Here is a 22,413-nt window from a genome sequence, read left to right on the forward strand (position 1 = left end):
CAGGCGCCGCAAGAGCGGCGCCCGTTGCACTTGCTAACTTTTGATTGGAGGCGATGCCTTACCAAGCTTGACGGACGGTTCGCGACCCCAAACGCGCAGCTTGCCAAGCTCGGCGACGAAAGCGGAAAGGCCTTCTTCTCCCGGCAAGGCAAGAACGCCCTCGTCAAGATCGTTGGCAATCCCGGCCTTCTCAAGCAGTGGCAAGGCCGACTGGTCGTAGCCGATGAACTTGCAGTGCTGGAAGGCGTCAGCAACGAAGTCTCGGGCGGTCGCCTCCTTCACCAGATCGTCAATTGCGGCGGCGGACGTGAGAAGGGCAACGGCATCGAACAGAACAGACGGTCCGCCGTCGATCATGTGATGCGCCTCGATCCAGGATCCATCAGATGCCGTCACGCCACCAACCTTGGGTGCGATCAGTTCGAAGACCGCCGTCTCCTTGGTGATCGCGGTAGTCAAGCTTTTTAGAAGCTTGGCGTCGACGCCGTCAGTGATCAAGATCCCAAGCTTGCGACCTTCAAATCGCTTCGGGCCGCGTTCGACGATACTGAGTGCCGGCGACGGCTCCAGGTCCTGGCGCGTCGGCATAGCTGCATCCGCAGGCTTCGGCATGGACTGGAAGCCAAGCTTCTGTGCGACGGTCGTGGCAAGTGTCTCATCGATGTTCATGAGATGGGACACCATTCGTTCCCGAATGACAGGCGCTTCAACCTTGCTGAGCTCAAAGGTCAGCGCCATGGCGATGTGGCGCTGCTCTGGCGGGGTCTGGCTGATGTAGAACTGCCGTGCCTGGCTGTAGTGGTCCGCGAAGCTTTCCGGACGAAGCCGGACTTTCGGCCCGTGTTCGTCCGAAGGGAAGTGTGTATAGCCCTGCACCGGCGACTCCCGCGGCCCCTCATTGCGCGAGTTCGGCTGATAGTTGGTCCGACCCACCGGGTTGCGCATGGCCATGTGCCCATCCTGTTGGAAATTGTGGAACGGACACTTGGGTGCATTAATCGGAAGGTGTGTGAAGTTCGGTCCACCGAGGCGTTTGAGCTGAGTGTCGAGGTAAGAGAAGTTGCGGCCCTGCAGCAGCGGATCGTTACTGAAATCGATCCCTGGCGGCACGTTCTGGGTCATGAATGCGACCTGCTCGGTTTCGGCAAAGAAGTTGTCAGGCATGCGGTCGAGTACCAGGCGGCCGATCGGCTGGACCGGCAAAATTTCCTCCGGGATGATCTTTGTCGGATCAAGGATGTCGAAGTCGAAGCTGTCGGCGAATTCCTGGTCGAACAGCTGGACGCACAGCTCCCATTCCGGGAAGTTGCCGGACTGTATCGACTGCCACAGATCGCGGCGGTGAAAGTCTGGATCGGCTCCGTTGATCTTGACGGCCTCGTTCCAGGCGACAGACTGCAGCCCCAGCTTCGGTTTCCAATGGAACTTGACGAAAGTCGACTCGTCCTTGGTATTGACGAACCGGAAGGTATGCACGCCGAACCCTTCCATGAACCGGAAGGAGCGTGGAATGGTGCGGTCCGACATGATCCACATGACCATGTGCATGCTCTCGGGCGTCAGGCTGATGAAATCCCAGAAATTGTCATGGGCTGTCTGCGCCTGCGGAAAGGCACGGTCAGGTTCCTGCTTTGCTGCGTGAACGACATCGGGAAATTTAATGGGATCTTGGATGAAGAAGACCGGAATGTTGTTGCCGACCAGGTCCCAGTTCCCTTCCTGGGTGTAGAGCTTGACAGCAAAACCACGCACATCCCGTGCAAGGTCTGCCGAGCCTTTGTTACCTGCGACCGTCGAGAACCGCACGAATGCCGGCGTCCGTTCGCCGGGTCGTTGAAACAGATCTGCCCGGGTGTAAGCGGCGAGGGATTCATAGGTTTCGAAGAAGCCATGGGCACCATATCCACGCGCGTGGACAACACGCTCTGGAATTCGCTCATGGTCAAAATGAAAAATCTTCTCGCGAAAATGAAAGTCATCGATAAGGGCTGGGCCGCGGGCGCCGACGCGCAGCGTGTTCTGATCGTCTGCTACCGGGCCGCCTTGGGCGGTTGTCAGTATCGGCGTGTCGCCTTCGGCAATCTGGTGAAGCTCTCCGCCTGCCCCCCGTAGCAGTTTTTGATCGTGAATGGTTGCGGTCTCTGCTGTTGACGTGCGTTTTGGGGCGGATTTTTTCGGCATAGAGCGCTCCGACGGGAAGATGACATTGATGATGAAGCTTGACTTCACCGAACGGTGAGCGTTGGACGTTTGTTCCATGGTGTCAGCGAGCCGGCGAGGCAGGCTTACCGAGTTGGTATGCCGTGACATTTGAACGGCCACGTTCTTGATGTCCCTCGCCCCTTCACTCCGCCCGCCAACAATATGCGGAAGGCGTTGGGCACATTTGAACGTTGGGGCGTGCTTCCAGCAAGGTTGCCTGTCATTGTACAGAGTGAAGTTCGGCACGCATGGTTTTCGCCGCCCGGGCAGCCTTACTCCGCCGCGTGCTTCGGCCTCTCAGCGGCCCCTGCTTTTTCGTCGGCGACGTCTTCGATCTGCTCTGCATGCTCGGCGAGCGCCGTGCTCATCTTGCGAAGCGCCTCCTCGTCCAGTTTCTCGATGCCGACAAACTTGTTCTGAGCCTGCGATGTCAAAATAAGTTCATCGAGCTTGGCCTGCAGCGCCTTTCCATCCCGGTTCTGCGAGTTCTGCAAAACGAAGACCATCAGGAAGGTAATGATCGTCGTTCCGGTATTGATGACAAGCTGCCAGGTTTCCGAATAGCCGAAGAAAGGGCCTGATATCGCCCAGGCGAGGACGACGGCCACCGCCAGGACAAATGTGCCAGGTTTGCCGGAGAGGCTGGCGACGCGTGTCGCGAACTTGGAAAAGAACCTAGACATGAGAACCTCATCGTCGAAATTGTCTGCCGGAAACGCGGCCGACGATGACGATGTTCCTCAACTAGCGGGCACGCGTCCTTAGGCCGCGCTTAGAAATGCTTCTGTCGGTGTGATCTCAAGTCACTGCTGACAGTCGCCGAAGCGGGCGGCTACGGCGCCGCGACTTCAGCGCTTCAGGCAAATCTTGCCGAGGAAAAGGCGATGGCGGCATGGCTCGATGAAAACATCATTGCGGTCACCACGAAGTTCCTGTCGCTTCGAGAAGCTGGGGAGCACGCCAAGGTCTAGGGACCGGCGACATCTCCTCCCCTCGGCGAGCCTGGGCCTGGCTGCGCCGTGCACAGTTGGTTGCATGCACTGGGAACATTCCCTCGATCGCCGGCGTTGACTCGGCGAAATCCATGTCAAAGGAGAACCCCATGGCTGAGAAGACATTGAACGACCTGTTCCTCGATACGCTGAAAGACATCTATTTCGCCGAAAAGCAGATCTTGAAGGCTTTGCCGAAGATGGCGCGCGCAGCGCAATCCGAGGAAGGCAAAGCCGGCTTCCTGCAGCACCGGGATGAAACGCAGGGACAGATCGAGCGGCTCGAACAGGTGTTCGAACTCCTCGGCAAGCCGGCCCGCGGCAAGACCTGTGAAGCCATCCAGGGGATCATCGCTGAAGGCGAAGAAATCATGGAGGAATATAAGGGTACCGTCGCGCTGGACGCCGGTCTCATTTCATCTGCGCAGGCTGTCGAACATTACGAGATCGCCCGCTACGGCACATTGATCGCCTGGGCGAAGCAGCTGGGGCTTAATGAGGCCGTGCCACTCCTTCAGGCAAACCTTGCGGAGGAAGAGGCAACCGACAAGAAACTGACGCAGCTCGCCGAAGCTTCTGCGAATGTTAAGGGCAAGAAGGCAGCTTGAATGCAGCGAAATGGGAAGAGGCGCCGTCTGGCGCCTTTTGCGTTTGGGGTTAAAGGGGATGGCTATCCTGCCGACGCCATTTCCCGGAGGGCTTTGACGGACGAGGTGCTATCGGTCTGGCGCACTGACCAAGGCAAGTGGATCGTTGAGCTGATCCTGACTAGATAGTTCGAAAGCCGCGCCAGCCCCGCGCCCTCTCCGCCCAGCAATTCGGCATAGCCGGTCGCAAGGATCACGTGCAGCTTTGGGTGCCGTTCGGCAAGCCGTCGGGCTAGTTCGGCCCGGTCATGTGGGGCATGGCAGGATCGGTGATCAGGACTTCGGGTAGCGGCTTGTTGTTCAAGGATTCGCAGCGCTTCATCACCTGAGCTTGCCTCGATTACCGTGTGCCCGAGAGCCTCGACCATCAAAACCGTATTCATCAGCACGAGGCTGTCGTCGTCCACCGCCAGGACGTCAGCGCAGGGATTGGAGCAGACGTCGGGACTACGTCAGGTTCCGCCTCGTCCAGCCATCGCGGCAGGATCTCGAGGCGCCCGTTGACGCCATTGACGTTGTAGGTGGCGACCTTCACTTGCGTTTGTGATCGCCCTTGTCGCCCTCACCTGGCTTGGCATCATGTTTCGCGTCGTGACGCTTGTCTGCAGACAGAGATCTGCCGACATCGACGGATTCCGTGAACTGACCCTGCTCATCACGGCGGACGTATCGTTTGTCGGTTCCTGTATCGATGAGTTCTCGCTTGCTCATGGGACCCTCCTTTGGTTGCGGTACCTCGATAACTCGTGAGCGGATCAAAAGATGCATCGATTCCAGCACCTTGATCCGACTCCTGAGGTTGCAGAGAAAAATTGAATCAAGTCGTTGAAAAAGAGGCGCTTTTCGGGCCGGAACGATTCGCTCACTGATTCGGTCGAATCGCCAAAGTTGCGTTTAGTATGGAGAGTTCGATGGCAGGTCAGCGCGCCCAGTGGAAGGGGTTCATCAAGTTTGGCGAGGTCTCGGCAGGTGTCGCACTCTATACTGCGGCTTCGACATCGGACCGCATCACCTTCAACACCATCAACAAAGCGACCGGAAACAGGGTCAACCGCGTGTTCATCGATAGCGAGACCGAAGAGCTTGTCGAGAAGGAACAGCAGACCAAGGGCTTCGAGATCGAAAACGGCCAGTACATCATCATCAATCCCGACGAGGTCGCCGCGACAATCCCCGAAAGCAACAAGACACTTGAGATTGAGGCGTTCATCCCGTGCTCGGATGTCGATGATGTCTATTTCGACAAGCCATACTACCTGACCCCGGATAAGACGGTGTCGGATGCGTTCGCCGCTCTCCGGGACGGCATGCGGAAGTCGAAGGTGGCCGCCATCGCCAGGACAGTCCTCTCCGGCGGATGCGGACCGTCCTGATCCGTCCACACGGCAAGGGCCTGATCGCGACCACCCTCAATTACGACTACGAGGTCCGCTCTTCGAAAAAGGCCTTCGAGGAGATGCCAAAGATCAAGATCGAGGGCGAGATTCTCGATCTCGCCAAGCACATCATTTCGACGAAGAAGGGTGACTTCGATCCAGCCACCTTCGATGATCGATACGAGGCCGCGCTGGAAGAACTCGTCAAGGCCAAAATTGAAGGTAAGTCGATACCGAAGCGCAAAAAGGTCGAGGTCTCGAAGCCCAACGATCTGCTAGCCGCCCTCCGAGAAAGCGCTGGCATGACGAAGGCATCCAGCGATAAGCCGAAACGCACTGCAGCCAATGCCAACAAGGGCGCAGGCCGTCAGGGCGTCGCGCGCGGGGCTGCCGCGAAGTCCGCCGCTTCGAAGGCGGCCCCGCAGCGCAAGTCGGCTTGAGGAGGAGGTTGCCATGGCTCTGCGTCCATACTGGAAGGGATACCTCAAGCTCTCCCTCGTCACCTGCCCCGTGAACATGACCCCCGCGACATCGGAATCGGAGAAGGTTCGATTCCACACCCTCAACAAGGACACCGGCAACCGGGTCGTTTCCCAGTACATCGATTCCGTTACTGGCAAACCTGTGAAGGATGAGAACGAGGCAAAAGGCTACGCTCGCGGCGAGAACGACTATGTCATCCTGACCGACGACGACCTTGATAACGTCGCGCTGGATACAGTGAAGACCATCGACATCGAGAAGTTCGCACCCGCCGACAGCATCGAATGGATCTACCTGGAAAAGCCGCACTATTTGATGCCCGACGATGCGGTTGGCAATGAAGCCTTCGCCGTGATCCGCGACGCGATGAAAGCCGACAAGGTCGTCGGGATATCGAAGCTCGTCATCGGGCGCCGTGAGAAGGCAGTTGTTCTGGAGCCGCGCGACGAAGGCATCGTGCTATGGTCTCTGCGGTTCGGCGACGAGGTGCGGCCGGAAGAAAACTACTTCGAGGACATCGACGACGATGCCGATCCCGATCTCATCCCTCTCGTCCAGAAGCTGATCAAACAGAAGACAAAGCGCTGGTCTCCGGACATGGTCAGCGATCCGATCCAGGAAAGCCTCCTTGAGCTTATTGAGGAGAAGAAGAAGGCGCTCAAGCCGAAGAAATCCATCAAGAGCAAAAAAGCCGACGAAGTCGAACCGAAGTCAAACGTGGTCAACATCATGGATGCGCTTCGCAAATCAGTCTCTGCCGAACTGAAGAACCGGAAGGCTGGTTGAGATGATTGACGAAACAGAGATCACGCTGTGCGAACCAGCGCCTTTTCTTTTTCACGAGAACGGCCAGATTGCGGTCACTGATGGCTCGACCGTCTGGCTGGTGATCGTGACGTGCGAAGCGATCAAAGCTACGGCAGAAAACTCTTCGACGGCTGATCCGGTATGCAGAGTTCTACCGCGACCTGGCTGCAGCCGCGATCGCCAGGGGGGAAGATGTCGATGGAAAAGTGTGGGTCACCGAGGCGACGGTAATGTCCTCGAAACCGCGAGCTATGAATTTACCTAGCGGCTTGGGAGGTCGGCTTGCCCGGCATGGTTCGTGAGTCCCACGGCTTTCGCATCTCGATATACAGTCCGAACGACCACTTCGCGGTGATCACGGCGCCGGGAAGCAATGCCGTTATCGATCTGAAACAAAATCAGCCGCGGTCGACTATAGTGGAAGGCGCGTATGTTTGCCTGGATCGTGCCGAAAAATTAATCGTCACCTTCCCTAACCTGAGCGTTGAGCGGAACGAGGAGGTTCCGAAAGATTTGGCCGCGACGCAGCATCTCGGGACAACCGCATCTGTTTGAGAAGCGCCGTCTTCTTCTCCCGTTCTGATGCCTGTCTGTCGATGACTTCCTATGCCGCGTCGGCCGTCGCGTCGAGCTTTTCGGATTTTGTGAGCTTCGGCTTCAGGGCTTCATTTTCCATACCTCATAGATAGAGCGACCCGGTTCCACAGCAAGGATTCATCTCCCTGCTTCGATCCAGAAGCCCGACGCCCGGAACAGGAAAGCAGCCATCTTGTTTACCTGGTATCGCTCATCGAAAGGAACGAAACGATGAAGACACTTGGTATCGCTTACGCTGGAACGCTCATTTCATTTCTGCTCATCGATGCGATCTGGCTTGGCGTCCTTGCCAAGAACTTCTATCGCGACCAACTCGGAGACCTGATGCTGCCGTCCCCGAACTTCGCGGTTGCCGCAGTGTTCTATCTCTTCTTTGCGATTGGTATCGTCATCCTCGCCGTGCGCCCCGGTCTCGAGGCCGGCTCAGTATGGACGCCCATTGGTTACGGGGCGATACTCGGACTCGCGGCCTATGGAACCTACGACATGACCAATCTCTCGACCCTGAAGAACTGGCCGGTCCCGCTGACGATCGTCGATCTGGGTTGGGGCACGGTCCTGACAGCCACTGCGAGCGCATGCGGCTACGCGGCGGCCCGTCAGTTCGGTTAGCAGGCGGTGTTCTTCTTCACCGGAGACACGCATTTTGCGGATCCACGCGTGTTGCGCATCGACCGTCGTCCATTTCCGGACATGGCATCGCATGATGCGGCGCTCATCGACAACTGGAATGTCGTCGTCGGGCAGGACGACGATGTCTGGCATCTTGGCGACTTCATGTCGGTAAAAGGCGGAGATTGTGCCGACTTGCTCGGAAAGCTGAACGGCCGGAAACACCTGATCGTCGGCAACAATGATCCGGAGACGACGACGGCATCTAAGGGGTGGGCCAGCGTCCAGCATTACGCCGAAATCCGAGAGGGAGGCCACCATCTGATCCTGTGCCACTATGCATTCCGGACTTGGAATCAGATGGGCAAAGGATCGATCAATTTACACGGACACTCGCATGGTCGACTGAAGCCGGTTCCTCGCCAATTCGATGTCGGTGTCGATGCGGAGGGTTTGAAGCCAGTGAGCCTGGCCGAAATCCTCAACTCCAGGACAAAGACGAAAGTCTCTGCCAGCGTCATGTAGTTGGCCGCAGTGTATGGTTTTCGTCGCACGGCAGGGATGTCAGTCGCGACTCAGGGGCGTCCGGGGTCCTGTGGCTCTGTTGAAGCGCGTTCTTCACGCTCCTCGTCCTCCCGGTCATCTTCGTCGATCAAGTCCTGAAGTGTTTCATGTTCGTCATCGCCGGCGATTTCATCTAGTGCCTGGTCCCAATGACGGGCGGCAGCGCCTTCCGGGCGCCCCTCGTTTTCCCAGATTTCATAGGCTCTCAGCTGGATGCGCTCATATTGATCCCTGGCCATTCTCCAACCTCTTAATCCTGACGTGATCGCATTCGCTTGCGATAAGCGCGCAAGCCCCCACAAGTTCCTCTTTTTCATCGCAACATTTGAATGGAGCCTGAGGGCCGTCTACCGCCTTGCGAACGATTTCTCATCCCGATCGTTTGGTTGAAACATAAGGATGGAGACAGGACGATGACCGCAGCATTCACCGCAGCAAAGCAACGCGAAATCCAGGAACAGGTCGCCGAGGCGGATCAGCAGGAGGTCTCTGCCGAGCCGCACGCAATGCAGGCCGGCGCCCGTCGATATCCTGAGCCGCCATTTGCAGAGCAGCATCAGGACAAGCCGGGTGACGAAGCCGCCCTCGTGCCGGCCACGATGTATGACGCGCCGTTCTATATCGGCTCAGCGAAGCTGAAGGACAAGGTCGCCCTCATCACCGGAGGCGACAGCGGTATCGGGCGATCCGTGGCGGTGCTGTTTGCCCGGGAAGGCGCCGATATCGCGATCGTTCACCTTGACGAGGATGGCGACGCCGAGGAGACGGCAGCCGCCGTCGAGAAGGAAGGTCGCCGCTGCCTGGTGATCAAGGGCGACGTGAAGGAATCCGCTTTTTGCCGCGACGCCGTCGAAAGGACCGTATCCGAATTCGGAAAGCTCGATGTCCTGGTGAACAATTCTGCCTTCCAGGTCCACACCTACGACATCGTCGACCTGACCGAGGATCATTTCGACGAGACGTTAAAGACCAATCTGTACGGCTATTTCCACATGGCTCGCGCCGCGGTTCCGCATCTCAAGAACGGCTCGGCGATCATCAATACGGGATCCGTCACCGGTTTTGACGGCGAAAAGACGCTGCTCGATTACTCTATGACCAAGGGCGGCATCCACGCCTTCACCAGGTCACTTGCATCGCAGCTCATCCCAAAAGGAATCCGCGTCAACTGCGTCGCCCCAGGGCCTGTTTGGTCACCGCTTAACCCAAGCGACAAGGAGCCCGACAAGGTCGCCCAGTTCGGCTCCGGCACGCCAATGAAGCGCCCGGCCCAGCCGGAAGAAATTGCGCCGGCCTATGTCTTCCTCGCCTCACCGCAATGCTCAAGCTATATCACCGGCGAGATACTGCCGATCGTCGGGGGGTATTGAGGATGGCACCCATGAGCGAACGACAGGGTTCATGCCGATGTGGTCGGGTCTCATTTGCGGTGAAAGGCGAGCCGACACGCATTGGCATCTGCCACTGCACCGACTGCCGCGTCGAGAGCGGTTCGGCTTTCACCTATTTCGGCATCTGGCCTGCAGCCCAGTTCACCAGTGCGGGTGAGACGACCGTGTTTGAAGGCCGCCGGTTCTGTCCTTCCTGCGGCTCACGTCTGTTCGCATATGATGAGACGGAGGCCGAGATCAAACTGGGGAGCCTGAGCGAGGCGCCAACGGACCTGGTCCCGGTCTACGAGCTGTGGGTGAAACGCCGCGAACCCTGGCTCGCGGCGATAGACGGTGCTGAACAGTTCGACGAGGATCGGACGTGAAATCGGGTCAGGCCGCGACCTTCCGGGATTTCGCGAGCCGCTTGATGGCCGGCTCGAGTGGTCGCTGGCCGTCACAGTAGTCCTGCCACGCCGTGCTTTTCTTCAAGAGATCCGGCACTGTCCTGACCGTAAAGCGCCTAGGGTCGAGGTCGGCTTTCACCTGCGTCCAGTTGAGCGGCATCGAGACCGTCGCGCCCGGCCGCGCGCGTGGCGACAGAGGCGCGACGGCTGTCGCCATCCGATCGTTGCGCAGGTAATCCAGGAAGATGCGACCCTCGCGCTGGTTCTTGGCCATCTTGATCAGGTAGAGATCCGGATTGTCCCGAGCCATTTCCTGGCAGACGTCATGGGCAAAGCCTTTTGCCTCGTCCCAGCTGAGTTTCGTGCCCTTCGGCACTGTGAGGGGCGTGACCACATGCAGACCCTTGCCACCCGTCGTCTTGCAGAAGCTGACCAGGCCGAGCTCCTCTAGGCGATCGCGTATCTCGCGTGCGGCTTCGACAATGGTGGAGAATTCGACGCCCAGACCCGGATCCAGATCGAATACCAGGCGTCCCGGAACTTCCGGCTGGTTGGGCTCGCAGTTCCAGGGATGTAACTCGACGCCGCCGATCTGGGCGATCGCCGCCAGCCCTTCGACCCGGTCGATCTGCAGGTAGGGTTTCTTGTCGCCGAAGACAGTGACCAGCTCAAGGAGATTGGACGTCCCCGGCATGGCATGGCGCTGGAAAAACTGCTCGCCGCCAATGCCATCTGGCGTGCGGATGATCGAGCACGGTCGACCCTTGATATGCTCGATCAGCCAGGACCCGACAGCTTCGTGATAGCGAGCCAGATCGACCTTTGTGACGGGCTGCTTGTCGCCGGCGTCCGGCCACAGCGGCTTGTCAGGGCTGGAGATCATCACTCCCATGACCTCCGCCTTTGCACCCTTCCGAAACCGCTTCTGCGCCGGCTTGTCGGTTTCGGGGTCTGGCACCTCCTGTTCGACCGGAGATGCCGGAGTCTCTGCCTCGACCTCGTCCGCCGGCTTGTCCTCCCGCAAGCCCTTGAACGATGCCTGCCGTACCTGTCCGTCCGCGGTCCAGCCGGCGAATTCGATCTCGGCAACGAGCTCGGGTTTCAGCCAGACGACGTCGGATGACTTTTTGGGAGCCCCGATGCCCGTGAATGGTGACTTCGCGGTTTCAAGTGCCCGCAGCTTCGGTAGAAGTGTCTCGACGACCTTTGCGCCGTACCCCGTGCCGACCCGGCCGACATAGACAAAATGATTGCCGCGATTAACGCCCAGCAGCGAGCGGAATTTGCCGTTGGTCGTAGCGTACGCGCCGATAACGACTTCATGACCAGCACGGCACTTGGATTTCGCCCATGTTTCCGTACGCCCGGACTGATACGGCGCGTCCGCCTGCTTGGATACGATACCTTCCAACGACAGCCGACAAGCAGACTTCAGCACCGCATCGCCACCGGTCTCGAAATGCTCGACAAAACGAAGGAGCGGATCTTCGCCTGCCTCGGATAGGAAGGATGCCAGTCTCTCCTTCCGCTCCGTCAGCGGATGGTCACGCAGATCGTCATCGCCGACAAACAGGAGATCGAAAGCCAAGTAGACCAGCTCATCCGTCTTTCCTTCCGAGAGCGCGGCTTGAAGGGCCGCAAAGTCAGGTGCGCCGTTCTCATCGAGAGCGCAGATTTCGCCATCAATGATGCAGTCGGGAAGGGAAGAAGCGGCGGCGGCGATTGCGGGCCATTTCGCTGTCCAGTCGAGGCCCTTGCGGGTCTTCAGCGTTACGTCACCATTCTCGACGCGCATCTGGATGCGGTACCCGTCGAATTTGATTTCGTGGATCCAGCCTTTTCCCGCCGGCGGACGGGTAAGGGTTTCACAGAGCTGCGGCGCGATAAAGTCAGGCATAACGGACTTGGCGCGCTTCGTGGCCGCGCGTTTTTTCCCCTTGCTTGCATCCAACTTTGCTGTCGCCTTGCGCTCTTCGGCGGCAAGGCCATGACTGCTGTCCCAGACGGCATCCGCTTCGGCCGCATCACCTTCCAGCATGAACGGCTTCGGCTTCCTGCCCTTGCCGGACGCTATCGACTCCATCGTGCGACCGGATGCAACGGAGGTGTTATTGTCTTCCAGGATCGCTGCCCCGTCTGCCTCGACCGAATGTTCGTCGTGATGCTTGATCAGCAGCCAGTTGGTTCGCTTGCCGCCGTCGCGATCATGCCGCATCCGCACAAGGACGAAACTTCCTTGCAGGCGTTTGCCGTGCAGTACGAACTTGAAGTCGCCCTTCTTCAGGGCTTCTTCCGGCGATTTATTGCCTTCCGGCTCCCAGTAGCCTCGGTCCCAGAGCATGACGGTACCACCGCCATATTCACCTTTTGGGATCGTGCCTTCGAAATCGCCGTAATCGAGCGGATGATCCTCGACCTCGACTGCAAGCCTCTTGTCGCTCGGATCGAGCGACGGCCCCCGGGTTACGGCCCAGGATTTGAATACGCCGTCGAGTTCAAGGCGCGGATCGTAATGCAGGCGGGTCGCGTCGTGTTTCTGTATGACGAAGCGCAGGCGATTGGATGGCTTGATGCCCACCTCGCCGCTCGGCTCCTTTGTCTTCTTGAAATCCCGCTTCGACCGATATGTCGAAAGACTGTCAGCCATGATCTCGCAACTCCGCCACACAATACGAAAGGAGCCGGCTCGACCGGCTCCCGACTGGTCAACGTCCCGAAACCCGGATCGCATCGAGATCGCCGAAACTGCGCTGCACGGCGGCGATCTTCTGGGACGCAATGTCGGCCGACACTTCGATCTCTCCCTCGAGCGGCGCATCGGTACGCACGTCGCCGTCACGCAACACGTCGCCGCCCGAGGGTGCAGATCCTGCCGAGTTTTCAGACGCGACCGGCTGCACGAATATATCGGACCGGGAAATTCCATGGCTCTGGACCAGATGTTCTATCGCAAGGTCCGCAGCCTCACGGGTCTTGAAGGTTGCGCGGATGGTCGTGGTGCTATCGTCAGACATGAGTTTCTCCCTGCGTTTTGGTCATCGGGTACCAAACGTCGCTCCGGTCGTGTTGTTTCGGTCCCAATGGAAAACTCAATCTCGTCGGGTTGGATTCGTGCCGGACGCCTGTTATGTTCCCTCTTTGTTTTCATTTGCGTTGAACGACCCACATGAACGACATGACTGCACCATCCCCTCGCAAGATCATCCATGTCGACATGGATGCCTTCTACGCGTCGGTGGAACAGCGTGACAATCCGGAGCTACGCGGCAAGCCTCTTGCGGTCGGCGGCGCGGCTGCTCGTGGTGTGGTTGCTGCGGCAAGCTATGAGGCCCGCGAGTATGGCGTCCGCTCGGCCATGCCGTCGGTGACGGCGGCTCGGAAGTGCCCGGAGCTGATTTTCGTGAAACCACGGTTCGAGGTCTATCGCGCCGTCTCGCAACAGATCCGCGAGATCTTCGCGGAATATACGCCGCTGATCGAACCGCTGTCGCTCGACGAAGCCTATCTCGACGTGACGGAAAATCTCAAGGACATGCCGATTGCCACCGAGATCGCACTGGAAATCCGTGCGAAGATAAAGGCCGTCACTGGTCTCAATGCATCGGCCGGCATTTCCTACAACAAGTTCCTTGCCAAGATGGCGTCGGACCTCAACAAGCCGAACGGCCAGGCCGTCATAACGCCGAAGAACGGGCCTGCATTCGTCGAAGGGCTCGCGGTTAAGAAGTTTCACGGCGTCGGTCCTGCCACCGCCGAGAAGATGCACCGTCTCGGCATCGAAACCGGCGCCGATCTCAAATCGAAATCGCTGCTCTTCCTGACGGAGAATTTCGGGAAATCCGGCCCCTATTTTTATGGCATCGCTCGCGGCATCGACGACCGTCCGGTGCGGCCCGACCGGGTGCGAAAGTCGGTCGGCGCTGAAGATACGTTTGTCGATGACATCGACGATATTGCCCTGGCCACCACCGAGCTGAGACCTCTGGCGGAAAAAGTCTGGTCGCATTGTCAGGCAAAGTCGATCAGCGGCAGGACGGTGACGGTGAAGATCAAATATTCGGACTTCACCCAGGCAACGCGAAGCAGGACGGGCACGTTTCCTGTCACGGGCGTTGCTGGGATCATGGAGGCGGCATCGGCGCTTCTTGCCACGGTCTATCCCTTCAAGCGCCCGGTCCGTCTGCTTGGCGTTACGCTCTCCTCGCTCACCAACGATCAGACAGACCATGACGGGGAACAACCCCAGCTCGACCTGGCTTTATGATCGGGTTCAACAAGAGGAACGATCAGGATTTCCGACATTTCTCTCCCCAGAGTCCGCGTCATCGATCTCGAGACCGGCGGCAATGGCCCGAACGATGTCTGCGAGATCGGTTGGCAGGATGTCGTTCTTGGTGACGATGGCGTGTGGCGGGTGACCGAGGAGCGTGGCGCACTGCTGGTCAATCCCGGACGGCCGATGACGCCGGATACGATTGCCGTGCATCATATCCTTGACAGCCAGGTGGCCGATGCTCCGTTCTGGAAGGATATCGCCGCAAGCGTGCTGCGACCTCCGGGGCGGCTGGATGCGCTCGCGGCGCACCGGGCGGGTTTTGAACAGCGCTACTGCACGCCGCGCTTCACCGGTGGAACGCCATGGATCTGCACCTGGAAATCGGCTTTGCGAGTCTGGCCGGAACTGCCGCGCTTTTCCAACCAGATGCTGCGCTACCAGCGCATGCCGGAGGGTCTCGTACATGACATCGGCCTGCCGGCCCATCGCGCCATGCCCGATGCGTATGTCACCGCGCATCACCTCCGGGACCTCTTGAATGCGACATCTCTGGACCAACTCCTGGCCTGGAGCCGCGAACCGGGTCTACTGCCGCGCGTTCCCGCTGGTCCGGATCGCGGCAAAACCTGGGATCGGATCCCTGATGAAGCGCTTGAGGACTTCGCGCGTGATCGCGATGTCGACGTCCGCTTCAGTGCCGAGACGGAATTGGCACGGCGCGGAGAACGCCAGGAAATGGAGCCGCTCGAGCCTGCCCAGGGGACACTCCTGTGACGAAGCGTCCTGACACCCCGTCCTACCCCGATACGCCGGATGGGCGGTATTTCGTGGTGTGCGGCAGGCTCTGGCGCAAGAGCAATCCGGCGCTGGACGACGCCACGCGAGAAAGGCTGGTCAAGGACCTGATGTCAGCAAGACGTGCCGTCCGCGACGCGAAGGGAGACCCGGGGGCCATCAAAAAAGCCCGGCATCTGGTCGATCAGGCGAAAGTTGCTCTCGGCGAGCGCGGCGCCCCCTGGTGGGACGACGGCGCACCGGACTACAACAGGCACCTGGCGAAGAACACGCCCTACGCCGACTGGCTTGCAAGCCTCTAGGAACAGGTTGTCGTCAAAGGAGCAAAGGCGCCTCCGGAGCTGCCTTCTTCCGTGCCCACAGCTCGTTCGTCCGCTCCATCGTCACCAACTCGGGCGGAAACGTCCGCTTCTGAAACGCAAGCGCATCCTCGAAACTGCCATGAAGCCATTGCTCGTGCTCGTCGGCATGCAGAAGAACCGGCATGCGATCGTGCACCGGCTGGATCGCTTCGTTCGCATCCGTCATGACACCGGAATAGACTGGACCCCATTCATCGCTGATCCGCCACAGGCCTGCCCAGGCAAAGACCGGCTGGTCTTTCAAGGAAAACCAGGTGCGGGTCATCCTGCCCTTCTCGCCCTCGGCTTCGGCAAAACCCGTGACGGGGATCAGGCACGGCCATTGCGGCTTACGGGCAAGACCGATCCACATGCCTTTCGCGAGATCCGCGATGTTGTTGACAGGCTTTGGTTTGGCCTCCGGCTTCATTCCTTTCAGGCGAAGCGGAAAGCCCCACACCATCGAGCGAAGCTCGCGCACACCTTCATTCTCCGTCACCACCATGCCGGGCGTGCCCGGATAGACTTCCTCCGGTGCGTTCGACTGCATCGGGTTCGGAACACGGAAGTGTGCGGCCACTTCCGCGGCGGACAGACGGACGGTGTACAAATTGCACATTCTGCAAACCTTTCGATTGGAGCCGCAAACCTCGACTACATAAGCATGTTGTCCCGACGGGGTGAAGCCTTGGCAGGGGACACCCCACTTTGCCAGCGGTCGAGGCTATGAAGGATTTCGAAGTCATCGGATGGCGGCGGCTCGCGGAACTGGAAAGCGATAACGTCTTCGATTGAACCATGAAGCCAGCGATCGTATTCGTCTGGCGCAAGCAGGACTGGCATGCGGTCGTTGAACGGCCTGATCTTCTCGTTGGCGGTCATGGTCATGCCGGCGAATACGGGTCCGAACTCTGGCGTATTCCTGCAGAAGCCAGCCCAAGCGGTCAGCGGCTGGCGGTTCAGCGAAAACCAGGAGCGCGTCTTTTCGCCTTTGACGCCGTCGGGGTTTGCAAAATGCGTGAGCGGGATGAGGCAACGATACCTGGGATCCACGACGATGCGGTCCCAGAGCGGATTGGTCAGGTCGGCAACAAGGCCGATGCGGCTCGGGGGCTCGCCCTCACGTCGCATGTCGCGTGTCTGGCGTGGAAAGCCCCAAGGGATCGACTTCAACAGCCTCAACCCTTCTTTCTCGAGGACGATCAATCCGGGAGTGCCTTCGACGGTTTCGCGCGGCACCTCAAGGGCTGGCGCCATGTCGACCGCGAAATGCGCGACAACCTCGTCCAGGCTTTTGGTGACTGCAAACAGGCGCGACACACGGGTCTCCTCAGTGGAAGTTTCTGGATTTTATCTTCAAATTATCGATATGGAGGTCAGGGATATAGATGTCACGGGCTTGAACAGCGGGCTTCGGATTATCCCGTGGATCCGGCCCTCCTCCATGCTTGACCTGGTCGCCGCGGCCATGCGGAAGCGGGAAGTCACCCGATCGTCCGTCCCTCTCCCCGAGGCTCGCCAGATCGGTGGAAAAGTCGAACAGGCGCTGGGCAACCAGATGAACCACCTCACCTTCCCGCTGGATGCGTCCGTTGATCGCCATCATGCTTGCGGTCATCAGGACGCGCCGCTGGCGCTCGAACAGAGACGGCCAGACGACAGCGTTGACGATACCAGTTTCGTCTTCCAGCGTGAGAAACATCACGCCCTTCGCCGATCCCGGCCGCTGTCGCACGAGGACAAGGCCGGCCGTCCAGAGCCACCTTCCGTCGCGCTGGCCCATGGCTTCGGCACAGGGCACGATACCCTTTCGCTCAAGATCGCGGCGGAGGAAAGAGACCGGATGCGCCCTGAGGGTCAGGCCGGTATGCGAATAGTCCTCGACCACTTCCCTGCCCTCGGTCATCGACTTCAGCGCCACCTCGGGTTCCTGCATCTCGGCAATAACCCGGGCCTCGCGCTCAGCGGCGGCCGCCCAGAGTTCCAGGGGTTCGTCGCGGAGCGCCTTGATGTCCCACAGCGCCTGTCGCCGTTCCAGTTGCAGTGACGGCAGGAAAGCGTCTGCCTCGGCGAGCTTGACCAGCGAGGGCGGTGACACGCCGGAGCGTCGCCACATGTCGTCGGCCGAGACAAATGGATGCTCGGCACGCGCCAGGACGATACGGGCGGCATCATTGGTCGACAGACCCCTAACGACACGCATGCCGAGACGAACAGCGAAGCGGTCGGAATTGCCGATCCGCTCCATGGTGCAGTCCCAGCGGGAGCGGTTTACACAGACGGGGCGAACTTCGACACCATGGTTTCTAGCATCCTGGACGATCTGGGCAACGCTGTAGAAGCCCATCGGCTGGCTATTGAGCAAGGCCGCACAAAACACATCGGGGTGGTGACACTTCACCCATGAGCTCGCATAGGCAATCAGCGCGAAGCTTGCGGCGTGGCTTTCGGGGAAACCGTAGCTTCCAAAGCCTTCGAGCTGCGTGAAAGTCTTCTCAGCAAATTCTCTTGTGTAGTTGTTCTTGACCATGCCCTCGACGAGCTTGTCCTTGAACTTGGAGACCCCGCCCGTGAACTTGAAGGTGGCCATGGCACGCCTGAGCTGGTCCGCCTCGCCGGCCGTAAATCCCGCGCAGGTCATCGCCACCTTCATCGCGCTCTCCTGAAACAACGGAACGCCGAGCGTCTTGCCAAGCACAGCTTCTAGTTCAGGAGTCGGGTATTCAACCTTTTCCTTGCCCTCCCGTCTCCTCAGATAGGGATGCACCATGTCGCCCTGTATCGGCCCGGGCCGAACGATCGCCACCTGGACGACAAGGTCATAAAACGTCCGGGGTTTGAGTCGCGGCAGCATCGCCATCTGGGCGCGGCTTTCGATTTGGAACGTGCCGAGCGTGTCGGCCTTGCGGATCATCGCGTAGGTGGCCGGGTCCTCCTGCTCGACATCGGACAGACCCATCGGGATATTCTTGTGTTCGCGCAGCAGCTCGAACGACTTCGCCATGCAGGTCAGCATGCCGAGTGCGAGCACGTCGACCTTCATGAATTTCAGCGCCTCGATATCGTCCTTGTCCCATTCCACCACCTGGCGGTCTTTCATGGTCGCCGGTTCGATCGGCACCAGATCGTCCAACCTATCCTGCGTCAGGACGAAGCCGCCTGGGTGCTGGCCAAGATGGCGAGGCGCACCCATCAGCTGGGCCGACAGGTCGAGCGCCAGCTTCAGGCGGTAGTCGGCAGTGTTCATGTTGTTGTCCTTGAGCTGCTTCTCGCCGACCCCTTCCGACCAGCCCCAGACGCCTGACGAAAGCTGTGTGATCAGGTCTTCCGGCAGTCCTAAGGCTTTACCGACATCACGCAGCGCGCCTTTGGCCCGGTAGCGGGTGACGGTGGAACAGAGGGCGGAGCGGGAGCGGCCATAGGTCTCGTAGATCCATTGAATAACTTCTTCGCGGCGGGCGTGTTCGAAATCGACGTCGATATCCGGAGGTTCGTCGCGTTCCATCGAGACGAACCTCTCGAACAACAGATCGCCTGTCTCCGGATTGATGCTGGTGATACCAAGGCAGTAGCAGACAGCCGAGTTCGCCGCCGATCCCCTTCCCTGGCAGAGAATGCCTTGCGACCGGGCAAACCGAACGATGCTATAAACGGTGAGGAAGTATGGAGCGTATTTCATCACCCGGATGAGTTCGAGTTCGTGCAGGATCGCCTTGCGGACCTTGCCGGGTATCCCCTCCGGGTATCGGCTTGCTGCGCCCTCCCAGGCGAATTTCGTCAGTGACTGCTGCGCATCAAGGCCCGGCACAAGGGCCTCTTCCGGGTACTGATATTGAAGCTCGCTCATGTCGAAAAGACAGCGGTCGACGATCTCGCGCGTTCGTGCCAGCGCTTCCGGATACTCCGAGAACAGCCGGTGCATTTCGTCCGGCGCCTTCACGAAGCGATCGGCATGCCGCTCGCGATCGAAGCCGACGCTGTCGATGGTGGTGCGGTTGCGGATGCAAGTGACGATGTCCTGCAGCTGCCGGCGACTGGGATCGTGAAACAACACGTCATTGGTGACGACCGTTTTGACCTTGTATCTCACCGCCATGTTGGAAAGATTGTGAAGCCGCAGGCGATCGTTCGGACGACGGCGCAGGCACAGTGAGACATATGCCCTGTCCCCGAAGATCGCGGCGATCTTCCTGAGCTGGCCTGCAGTCGTCTCGTCGGCCTCATCCGGGACAAGAACCGCAATAAGGCCAGCGCTATAGGCCTCCACGTCCGACAGATCGAGAATGCACTTGCCCTTGCCGCCCCGGCTCTTGCCGAGCGAAAGCAGGCGGGTCAGTCTCGAATAGGCAGGCCTGTCGGTTGGATAGGCCAGGATCGACAAGCCGTCGGAAAGATCGAGCCGGCAGCCGACAACCAGTCGGATGCCGGTGGTCTTTGCTGCCTCCCATGCCCGCACGATCCCGGCAAGCGAGTTGCGATCGACCACGCCCAACGCATCGATGCCGAGCGCTGCCGCGGTGGCAAACAGTTCCTCGGCGGAACTGGCGCCGCGCAGGAACGAGAAATGTGTAGTCACCTGAAGCTCGGCATATCTCATCCGAACACCCCATGCAGAAACCAGAGATGGGAGCCAGTCTCGGCGTCCACTCCGTCGCCGGCGCGATAGACCCAGTAGCGTTCGCCGGCCTCGTCCTCGACAACAAAATAGTCGCGAACGGCGGCATGTTCTCTTGGCCGGATCCACCACTCGCCGAATATCCGCTCAGGTCCGTCTGCCCGTTTCACGCGGCGACGTTTGCCCCGCCAGGTAAAGACAGCAGGCGGCTGGTCGGGGAGCAGAGCGGTGACGTCGATCCGTTCCGGGTTCGCCAGTAGCCGCGACGGCCTCGGCCATTTGGCGGCCCATGTCGCGCCGGTCTCGTCGGCCGTCGGCCCAATCCGCTTCACCGACCGCTCGGGAACATCGGAGGCGACGGGCGTGACACGGTAGAGCCGCTGGCCACGGTTACCGAGAATGTCCACGAGCGGCGTCACGTCGACCACCTGCTCTTCAATGAGTGACGACGCGACCTGTCGCTCCTCCAGTGGCTCGGCCATGATGGCGACAAGCACGAGCCGTTCGATCCCGAAGCCCGGGTCGATCTTCTCGATACGATCGCACAACAGCTTTGACAGCCGGGCGGGGTCCCGCACCGGTTTTGCCAAGCCGGCTCGAATGCACTGGCGGGTGTTGTCGACACGGTGGATGACAAGATCGGAACGCCTGACGCCAAGGCCGCGCTCCTCCAGCTTGGCGGTGAGTTCCCCGACCAGCCGGCGCACATATTTGGCGATCGTCTTCGCCGTGCCGATCGGCTCCTGAAAGTTCTTCGCAGCCTCGACAAGCTCCGGAGTGCGCAAGGGTTCGATGGGTTCAGCCATTCGCCCGAACAGTTGGTCCAGCCGCCGCCCGACCTCCGGCCCGTATCTCAGCGTCAACGGTGCGCGCGGCATGGCGGAGAGTTCACCGACCGTCTCGACGCCCATCACCCGCAGCCCATGGATTGTGTCTGGTGGGAGACGCAGACAGTGGATCGGCAGTCCAGTCACCGCTCTCGCCACACCGCCCACCGGAACGACGGTCGTTTCCGCTGACGTCAGGCGGGTGATCGCATGCGCCGCTCCCCACGTATCGGCGACCGCAGCGCGTGCCGTCAGTCCGCGTGCTCTCAACCCGTTGACCAAGCCGGAGATTAAAAGGTCCTCGCCACCCTGCAGGTGATCGGCGCCTTCGGTATCCATGACGATGCCGTCCACCCCGTCGACGGCGACGACAGGGCTGTATTGCCGCAGCGCCCAGAGCGCGAGGCGTTCGAGCGCAGCAGCGTCGGCGGCCGGATCGGCATCGATCATCGTCAGATTGGCAACGATCGCCTGGGCTTTGCTCGCCGGCATGCCGAGTTTGAGGCCGAGTTTGCGCGCGGCGGTATCGGCAGCCGAGACCCAGCGTTTGGAGCCCGATTTGGAGATGACGACGAGAGGCTGTTCAGCTGGCACGGTACCCTCTCCATGCCGTCGTATCCGGTCTGTTGGCAGAGTGGGGAAGTAGATACAAACGACCCTTGGCATCACAGGCTCCTAATTCGAACTCGGCACACTCGCCTGCTTTCACGCGCATCAATTCCAACAGCCATCGGGCCCGGCCGACTCCTGCCACTGGCAGTTCCTCCGACGGCAGCACGCTCACCCTCCACCGTGTCGTCGAGGCCGTTGGATTGCCGAAGTCCGACGCTTCCGTCTGCCGCCGCCATCTGCGGACAACGAGCCCCATGGTTCCTGTCTTTTCGGCAGCCAGCTGCAGCCGCCGGGATGCCACCATCGGCAATCGCACCAGCTCCCCGACCACGGCTGCCAAGCCACCGAACGAGAGCCCTTCCTCCATGGACGCAAGGACATCCTCCTCCTTGTCGCCTTCGCAGAAGACCACGCGGTCCGGATGCAAGCCGGCCTGGGCGATGGCGGGAAAAAACAGGTCAGGTCTCGTCAGGCACCAGAGCACCTTGCCCTTCGAGCGCGCGGCAATGCCTGCGGCAAACAGTGCCGCTGCCGCTCCGTCCACCGTGCCGGCCCCCCCGCCTGCAATCTCGTGAAGAGCGCCGTATGATAGCCCGCCTCCCGGTAGATGCTCGTCCATCTCGCGAACGCCGAAAGGCAAGACGACGGCTTTCTTTGCCGCACTGCCCTCCAGGTGGGCGATGCGGTCTCTCAGTTCCTCGATGACCCGAGGATTATGGGCGCGCGACATCGTTCACGGACCTCCCTCGGCTCGCGTTGATCAGGACTTCATGTCCCGCAGAATTGCTAATGTTCTTCTTTTGTTCCGAGGACCTAAAAGAGTCAAGCGGGCTCAAGAAACCTGCATGGGGCGCTTAAAAGTCTAACGTGACGAGAATCGTTTTGGAATC

At 59.9% G+C, this 22,413-nt stretch carries 22 protein-coding genes and 3 pseudogenes; 12 read left to right on the plus strand and 13 right to left on the minus strand.

Annotated features, from left to right (window positions below; genetic code table 11):
• Positions 1–33: 33 nt before the first annotated feature.
• Complete coding sequence (gene catE / locus ACSQ8R_RS30335) at positions 34–2,181, minus strand: catalase C (protein ID WP_436257319.1); 2,148 nt, start codon at positions 2,179–2,181, stop codon at positions 34–36.
• A gap of 293 nt (positions 2,182–2,474) precedes the next feature.
• Entirely contained in the window at positions 2,475–2,885 is a 411-nt protein-coding gene (locus ACSQ8R_RS30340; RefSeq protein WP_436257029.1) for a low affinity iron permease family protein, read from the minus strand.
• A gap of 126 nt (positions 2,886–3,011) precedes the next feature.
• On the opposite strand from ACSQ8R_RS30340, the gene ACSQ8R_RS30345 reads away from it, so the two are divergent.
• Both ACSQ8R_RS30345 and ACSQ8R_RS30350 read left to right on the plus strand, forming a co-directional pair.
• The gene (locus ACSQ8R_RS30345; RefSeq protein ID WP_436257320.1) at positions 3,012–3,173 is read left to right on the plus strand and encodes a hypothetical protein; all 162 of its coding nucleotides are present in this window, start codon (positions 3,012–3,014) and stop codon (positions 3,171–3,173) included.
• A 131-nt stretch (positions 3,174–3,304) separates the two neighbouring features.
• On the plus strand, positions 3,305–3,802 hold the full coding sequence (locus tag ACSQ8R_RS30350) for a ferritin-like domain-containing protein (protein ID WP_436257030.1): 498 nt from the start codon (positions 3,305–3,307) through the stop codon (positions 3,800–3,802).
• Positions 3,803–3,864: 62 nt separating this feature from the next.
• Here ACSQ8R_RS30350 and ACSQ8R_RS30355 read toward each other — a convergent pair whose 3' ends face one another.
• The 3 genes and pseudogenes from ACSQ8R_RS30355 to ACSQ8R_RS30365 all read right to left on the minus strand — a co-directional run bounded on the left by ACSQ8R_RS30355 (position 3,865) and on the right by ACSQ8R_RS30365 (position 4,552).
• A complete protein-coding gene (locus ACSQ8R_RS30355; protein WP_436257031.1) occupies positions 3,865–4,248 on the minus strand; it encodes a hypothetical protein in 384 nt (127 codons plus the stop codon).
• Between the two features lie 38 nt (positions 4,249–4,286).
• Positions 4,287–4,376: pseudogene (locus ACSQ8R_RS30360) on the minus strand (exodeoxyribonuclease III); the annotation flags it as partial.
• Positions 4,373–4,552 (minus strand): hypothetical protein, encoded by a 180-nt coding sequence (locus tag ACSQ8R_RS30365; RefSeq protein ID WP_436257032.1) that lies wholly within the window; start codon positions 4,550–4,552, stop codon positions 4,373–4,375. The gene ACSQ8R_RS30365 and the pseudogene ACSQ8R_RS30360, both read right to left, overlap by 4 nt.
• Positions 4,553–4,752: 200 nt before the next feature.
• Here ACSQ8R_RS30365 and ACSQ8R_RS30370 point away from each other — a divergent pair.
• The 5 genes and pseudogenes from ACSQ8R_RS30370 to ACSQ8R_RS30390 all read left to right on the plus strand — a co-directional run bounded on the left by ACSQ8R_RS30370 (position 4,753) and on the right by ACSQ8R_RS30390 (position 8,241).
• A pseudogene (locus tag ACSQ8R_RS30370) lies at positions 4,753–5,657 on the plus strand (Ku protein).
• Between the two features lie 13 nt (positions 5,658–5,670).
• On the plus strand, positions 5,671–6,486 hold the full coding sequence (locus ACSQ8R_RS30375; protein ID WP_436257033.1) for a Ku protein: 816 nt from the start codon (positions 5,671–5,673) through the stop codon (positions 6,484–6,486).
• Between the two features lie 303 nt (positions 6,487–6,789).
• Positions 6,790–7,062, plus strand: a complete 273-nt coding sequence (locus tag ACSQ8R_RS30380) for a hypothetical protein (protein WP_436257034.1) — start codon at positions 6,790–6,792, stop codon at positions 7,060–7,062.
• Positions 7,063–7,314: 252 nt separating this feature from the next.
• Positions 7,315–7,716, plus strand: coding sequence for a DUF2177 family protein (locus ACSQ8R_RS30385; RefSeq protein WP_436257035.1), 402 nt, complete (start codon positions 7,315–7,317; stop codon positions 7,714–7,716).
• A gap of 6 nt (positions 7,717–7,722) precedes the next feature.
• Complete coding sequence (locus ACSQ8R_RS30390) at positions 7,723–8,241, plus strand: hydrolase (protein WP_436257036.1); 519 nt, start codon at positions 7,723–7,725, stop codon at positions 8,239–8,241.
• A gap of 104 nt (positions 8,242–8,345) precedes the next feature.
• Here ACSQ8R_RS30390 and ACSQ8R_RS30395 read toward each other — a convergent pair.
• Positions 8,346–8,519: pseudogene (locus ACSQ8R_RS30395) on the minus strand (DUF2934 domain-containing protein); the annotation flags it as partial.
• A gap of 174 nt (positions 8,520–8,693) precedes the next feature.
• Here ACSQ8R_RS30395 and ACSQ8R_RS30400 point away from each other — a divergent pair.
• Positions 8,694–9,650, plus strand: coding sequence for an SDR family oxidoreductase (locus tag ACSQ8R_RS30400; RefSeq protein ID WP_436257037.1), 957 nt, complete (start codon positions 8,694–8,696; stop codon positions 9,648–9,650).
• Between the two features lie 11 nt (positions 9,651–9,661).
• Positions 9,662–10,036 carry a GFA family protein gene (locus tag ACSQ8R_RS30405; protein WP_062553818.1) on the plus strand — a complete coding sequence of 125 codons (375 nt, stop codon included), beginning with the start codon at positions 9,662–9,664 and terminating at the stop codon, positions 10,034–10,036.
• Between the two features lie 7 nt (positions 10,037–10,043).
• On the opposite strand, the gene ligD is transcribed toward ACSQ8R_RS30405, so the two are convergent.
• Together ligD and ACSQ8R_RS30415 are read right to left on the minus strand one after the other, a co-directional pair.
• Positions 10,044–12,704 (minus strand): DNA ligase D, encoded by a 2,661-nt coding sequence (gene ligD, locus ACSQ8R_RS30410; protein WP_436257038.1) that lies wholly within the window; start codon positions 12,702–12,704, stop codon positions 10,044–10,046.
• Between the two features lie 58 nt (positions 12,705–12,762).
• Positions 12,763–13,071 (minus strand): hypothetical protein, encoded by a 309-nt coding sequence (locus ACSQ8R_RS30415; RefSeq protein WP_436257039.1) that lies wholly within the window; start codon positions 13,069–13,071, stop codon positions 12,763–12,765.
• Positions 13,072–13,223: 152 nt separating this feature from the next.
• Between ACSQ8R_RS30415 and dinB the strand changes: the two genes are divergently transcribed.
• The 3 genes from dinB (at position 13,224) to ACSQ8R_RS30430 (ending at position 15,430) form a co-directional block, all read left to right on the plus strand.
• Positions 13,224–14,321, plus strand: coding sequence for a DNA polymerase IV (gene dinB / locus ACSQ8R_RS30420; RefSeq protein ID WP_436257040.1), 1,098 nt, complete (start codon positions 13,224–13,226; stop codon positions 14,319–14,321).
• A 150-nt stretch (positions 14,322–14,471) separates the two neighbouring features.
• Positions 14,472–15,107, plus strand: coding sequence for a DNA polymerase III subunit epsilon (locus tag ACSQ8R_RS30425; protein WP_436257041.1), 636 nt, complete (start codon positions 14,472–14,474; stop codon positions 15,105–15,107).
• Entirely contained in the window at positions 15,104–15,430 is a 327-nt protein-coding gene (locus ACSQ8R_RS30430; protein WP_436257042.1) for a hypothetical protein, read from the plus strand. Before ACSQ8R_RS30425 ends, ACSQ8R_RS30430 begins: the two co-directional genes overlap by 4 nt.
• Before the next feature lie 13 nt (positions 15,431–15,443).
• Here the strand turns inward: ACSQ8R_RS30430 and ACSQ8R_RS30435 are convergent, their stop codons facing one another.
• The 5 genes from ACSQ8R_RS30435 to ACSQ8R_RS30455 are packed head-to-tail and all read right to left on the minus strand — an operon-like array spanning position 15,444 to position 22,253.
• A complete protein-coding gene (locus ACSQ8R_RS30435; RefSeq protein ID WP_436257043.1) occupies positions 15,444–16,088 on the minus strand; it encodes an SOS response-associated peptidase in 645 nt (214 codons plus the stop codon).
• 35 nt (positions 16,089–16,123) lie between these two features.
• Positions 16,124–16,789: an SOS response-associated peptidase family protein gene (locus ACSQ8R_RS30440; protein ID WP_436257044.1), complete on the minus strand. Its 666-nt coding sequence runs from the start codon at positions 16,787–16,789 to the stop codon at positions 16,124–16,126.
• Positions 16,790–16,799: 10 nt separating this feature from the next.
• Positions 16,800–20,066, minus strand: a complete 3,267-nt coding sequence (locus ACSQ8R_RS30445; protein ID WP_436257045.1) for an error-prone DNA polymerase — start codon at positions 20,064–20,066, stop codon at positions 16,800–16,802.
• Positions 20,063–21,577, minus strand: a complete 1,515-nt coding sequence (locus tag ACSQ8R_RS30450) for a DinB/UmuC family translesion DNA polymerase (RefSeq protein WP_436257046.1) — start codon at positions 21,575–21,577, stop codon at positions 20,063–20,065. The genes ACSQ8R_RS30445 and ACSQ8R_RS30450 overlap by 4 nt, the downstream gene beginning before the upstream one ends.
• Entirely contained in the window at positions 21,495–22,253 is a 759-nt protein-coding gene (locus ACSQ8R_RS30455; RefSeq protein WP_436257047.1) for an ImuA family protein, read from the minus strand. Before ACSQ8R_RS30455 ends, ACSQ8R_RS30450 begins: the two co-directional genes overlap by 83 nt.
• Between the last annotated feature and the right edge of the window lie 160 nt (positions 22,254–22,413).

The organism is Neorhizobium sp. LjRoot104 (assembly GCF_964253725.1).
Taxonomy (GTDB): domain Bacteria; phylum Pseudomonadota; class Alphaproteobacteria; order Rhizobiales; family Rhizobiaceae; genus Neorhizobium.

Excerpts from the sequence above, each read along its gene's own strand:
- catE (WP_436257319.1), bottom strand. The coding sequence starts at position 2,181 with ATGCCGAAAAAATCCGCCCCAAAACGCACGTCAACAGCAGAGACCGCA.
- ACSQ8R_RS30340 (WP_436257029.1), bottom strand. The coding sequence starts at position 2,885 with ATGTCTAGGTTCTTTTCCAAGTTCGCGACACGCGTCGCCAGCCTCTCC.
- ACSQ8R_RS30350 (WP_436257030.1), top strand. The coding sequence starts at position 3,305 with ATGGCTGAGAAGACATTGAACGACCTGTTCCTCGATACGCTGAAAGAC.
- ACSQ8R_RS30365 (WP_436257032.1), bottom strand. The coding sequence starts at position 4,552 with ATGAGCAAGCGAGAACTCATCGATACAGGAACCGACAAACGATACGTC.
- ACSQ8R_RS30375 (WP_436257033.1), top strand. The coding sequence starts at position 5,671 with ATGGCTCTGCGTCCATACTGGAAGGGATACCTCAAGCTCTCCCTCGTC.
- ACSQ8R_RS30385 (WP_436257035.1), top strand. The coding sequence starts at position 7,315 with ATGAAGACACTTGGTATCGCTTACGCTGGAACGCTCATTTCATTTCTG.
- ACSQ8R_RS30400 (WP_436257037.1), top strand. The coding sequence starts at position 8,694 with ATGACCGCAGCATTCACCGCAGCAAAGCAACGCGAAATCCAGGAACAG.
- ACSQ8R_RS30405 (WP_062553818.1), top strand. The coding sequence starts at position 9,662 with ATGAGCGAACGACAGGGTTCATGCCGATGTGGTCGGGTCTCATTTGCG.
- ligD (WP_436257038.1), bottom strand. The coding sequence starts at position 12,704 with ATGGCTGACAGTCTTTCGACATATCGGTCGAAGCGGGATTTCAAGAAG.
- ACSQ8R_RS30415 (WP_436257039.1), bottom strand. The coding sequence starts at position 13,071 with ATGTCTGACGATAGCACCACGACCATCCGCGCAACCTTCAAGACCCGT.
- dinB (WP_436257040.1), top strand. The coding sequence starts at position 13,224 with ATGAACGACATGACTGCACCATCCCCTCGCAAGATCATCCATGTCGAC.
- ACSQ8R_RS30435 (WP_436257043.1), bottom strand. The coding sequence starts at position 16,088 with ATGTGCAATTTGTACACCGTCCGTCTGTCCGCCGCGGAAGTGGCCGCA.
- ACSQ8R_RS30445 (WP_436257045.1), bottom strand. The coding sequence starts at position 20,066 with ATGAGATATGCCGAGCTTCAGGTGACTACACATTTCTCGTTCCTGCGC.
- ACSQ8R_RS30450 (WP_436257046.1), bottom strand. The coding sequence starts at position 21,577 with ATGCCAAGGGTCGTTTGTATCTACTTCCCCACTCTGCCAACAGACCGG.
- ACSQ8R_RS30455 (WP_436257047.1), bottom strand. The coding sequence starts at position 22,253 with ATGTCGCGCGCCCATAATCCTCGGGTCATCGAGGAACTGAGAGACCGC.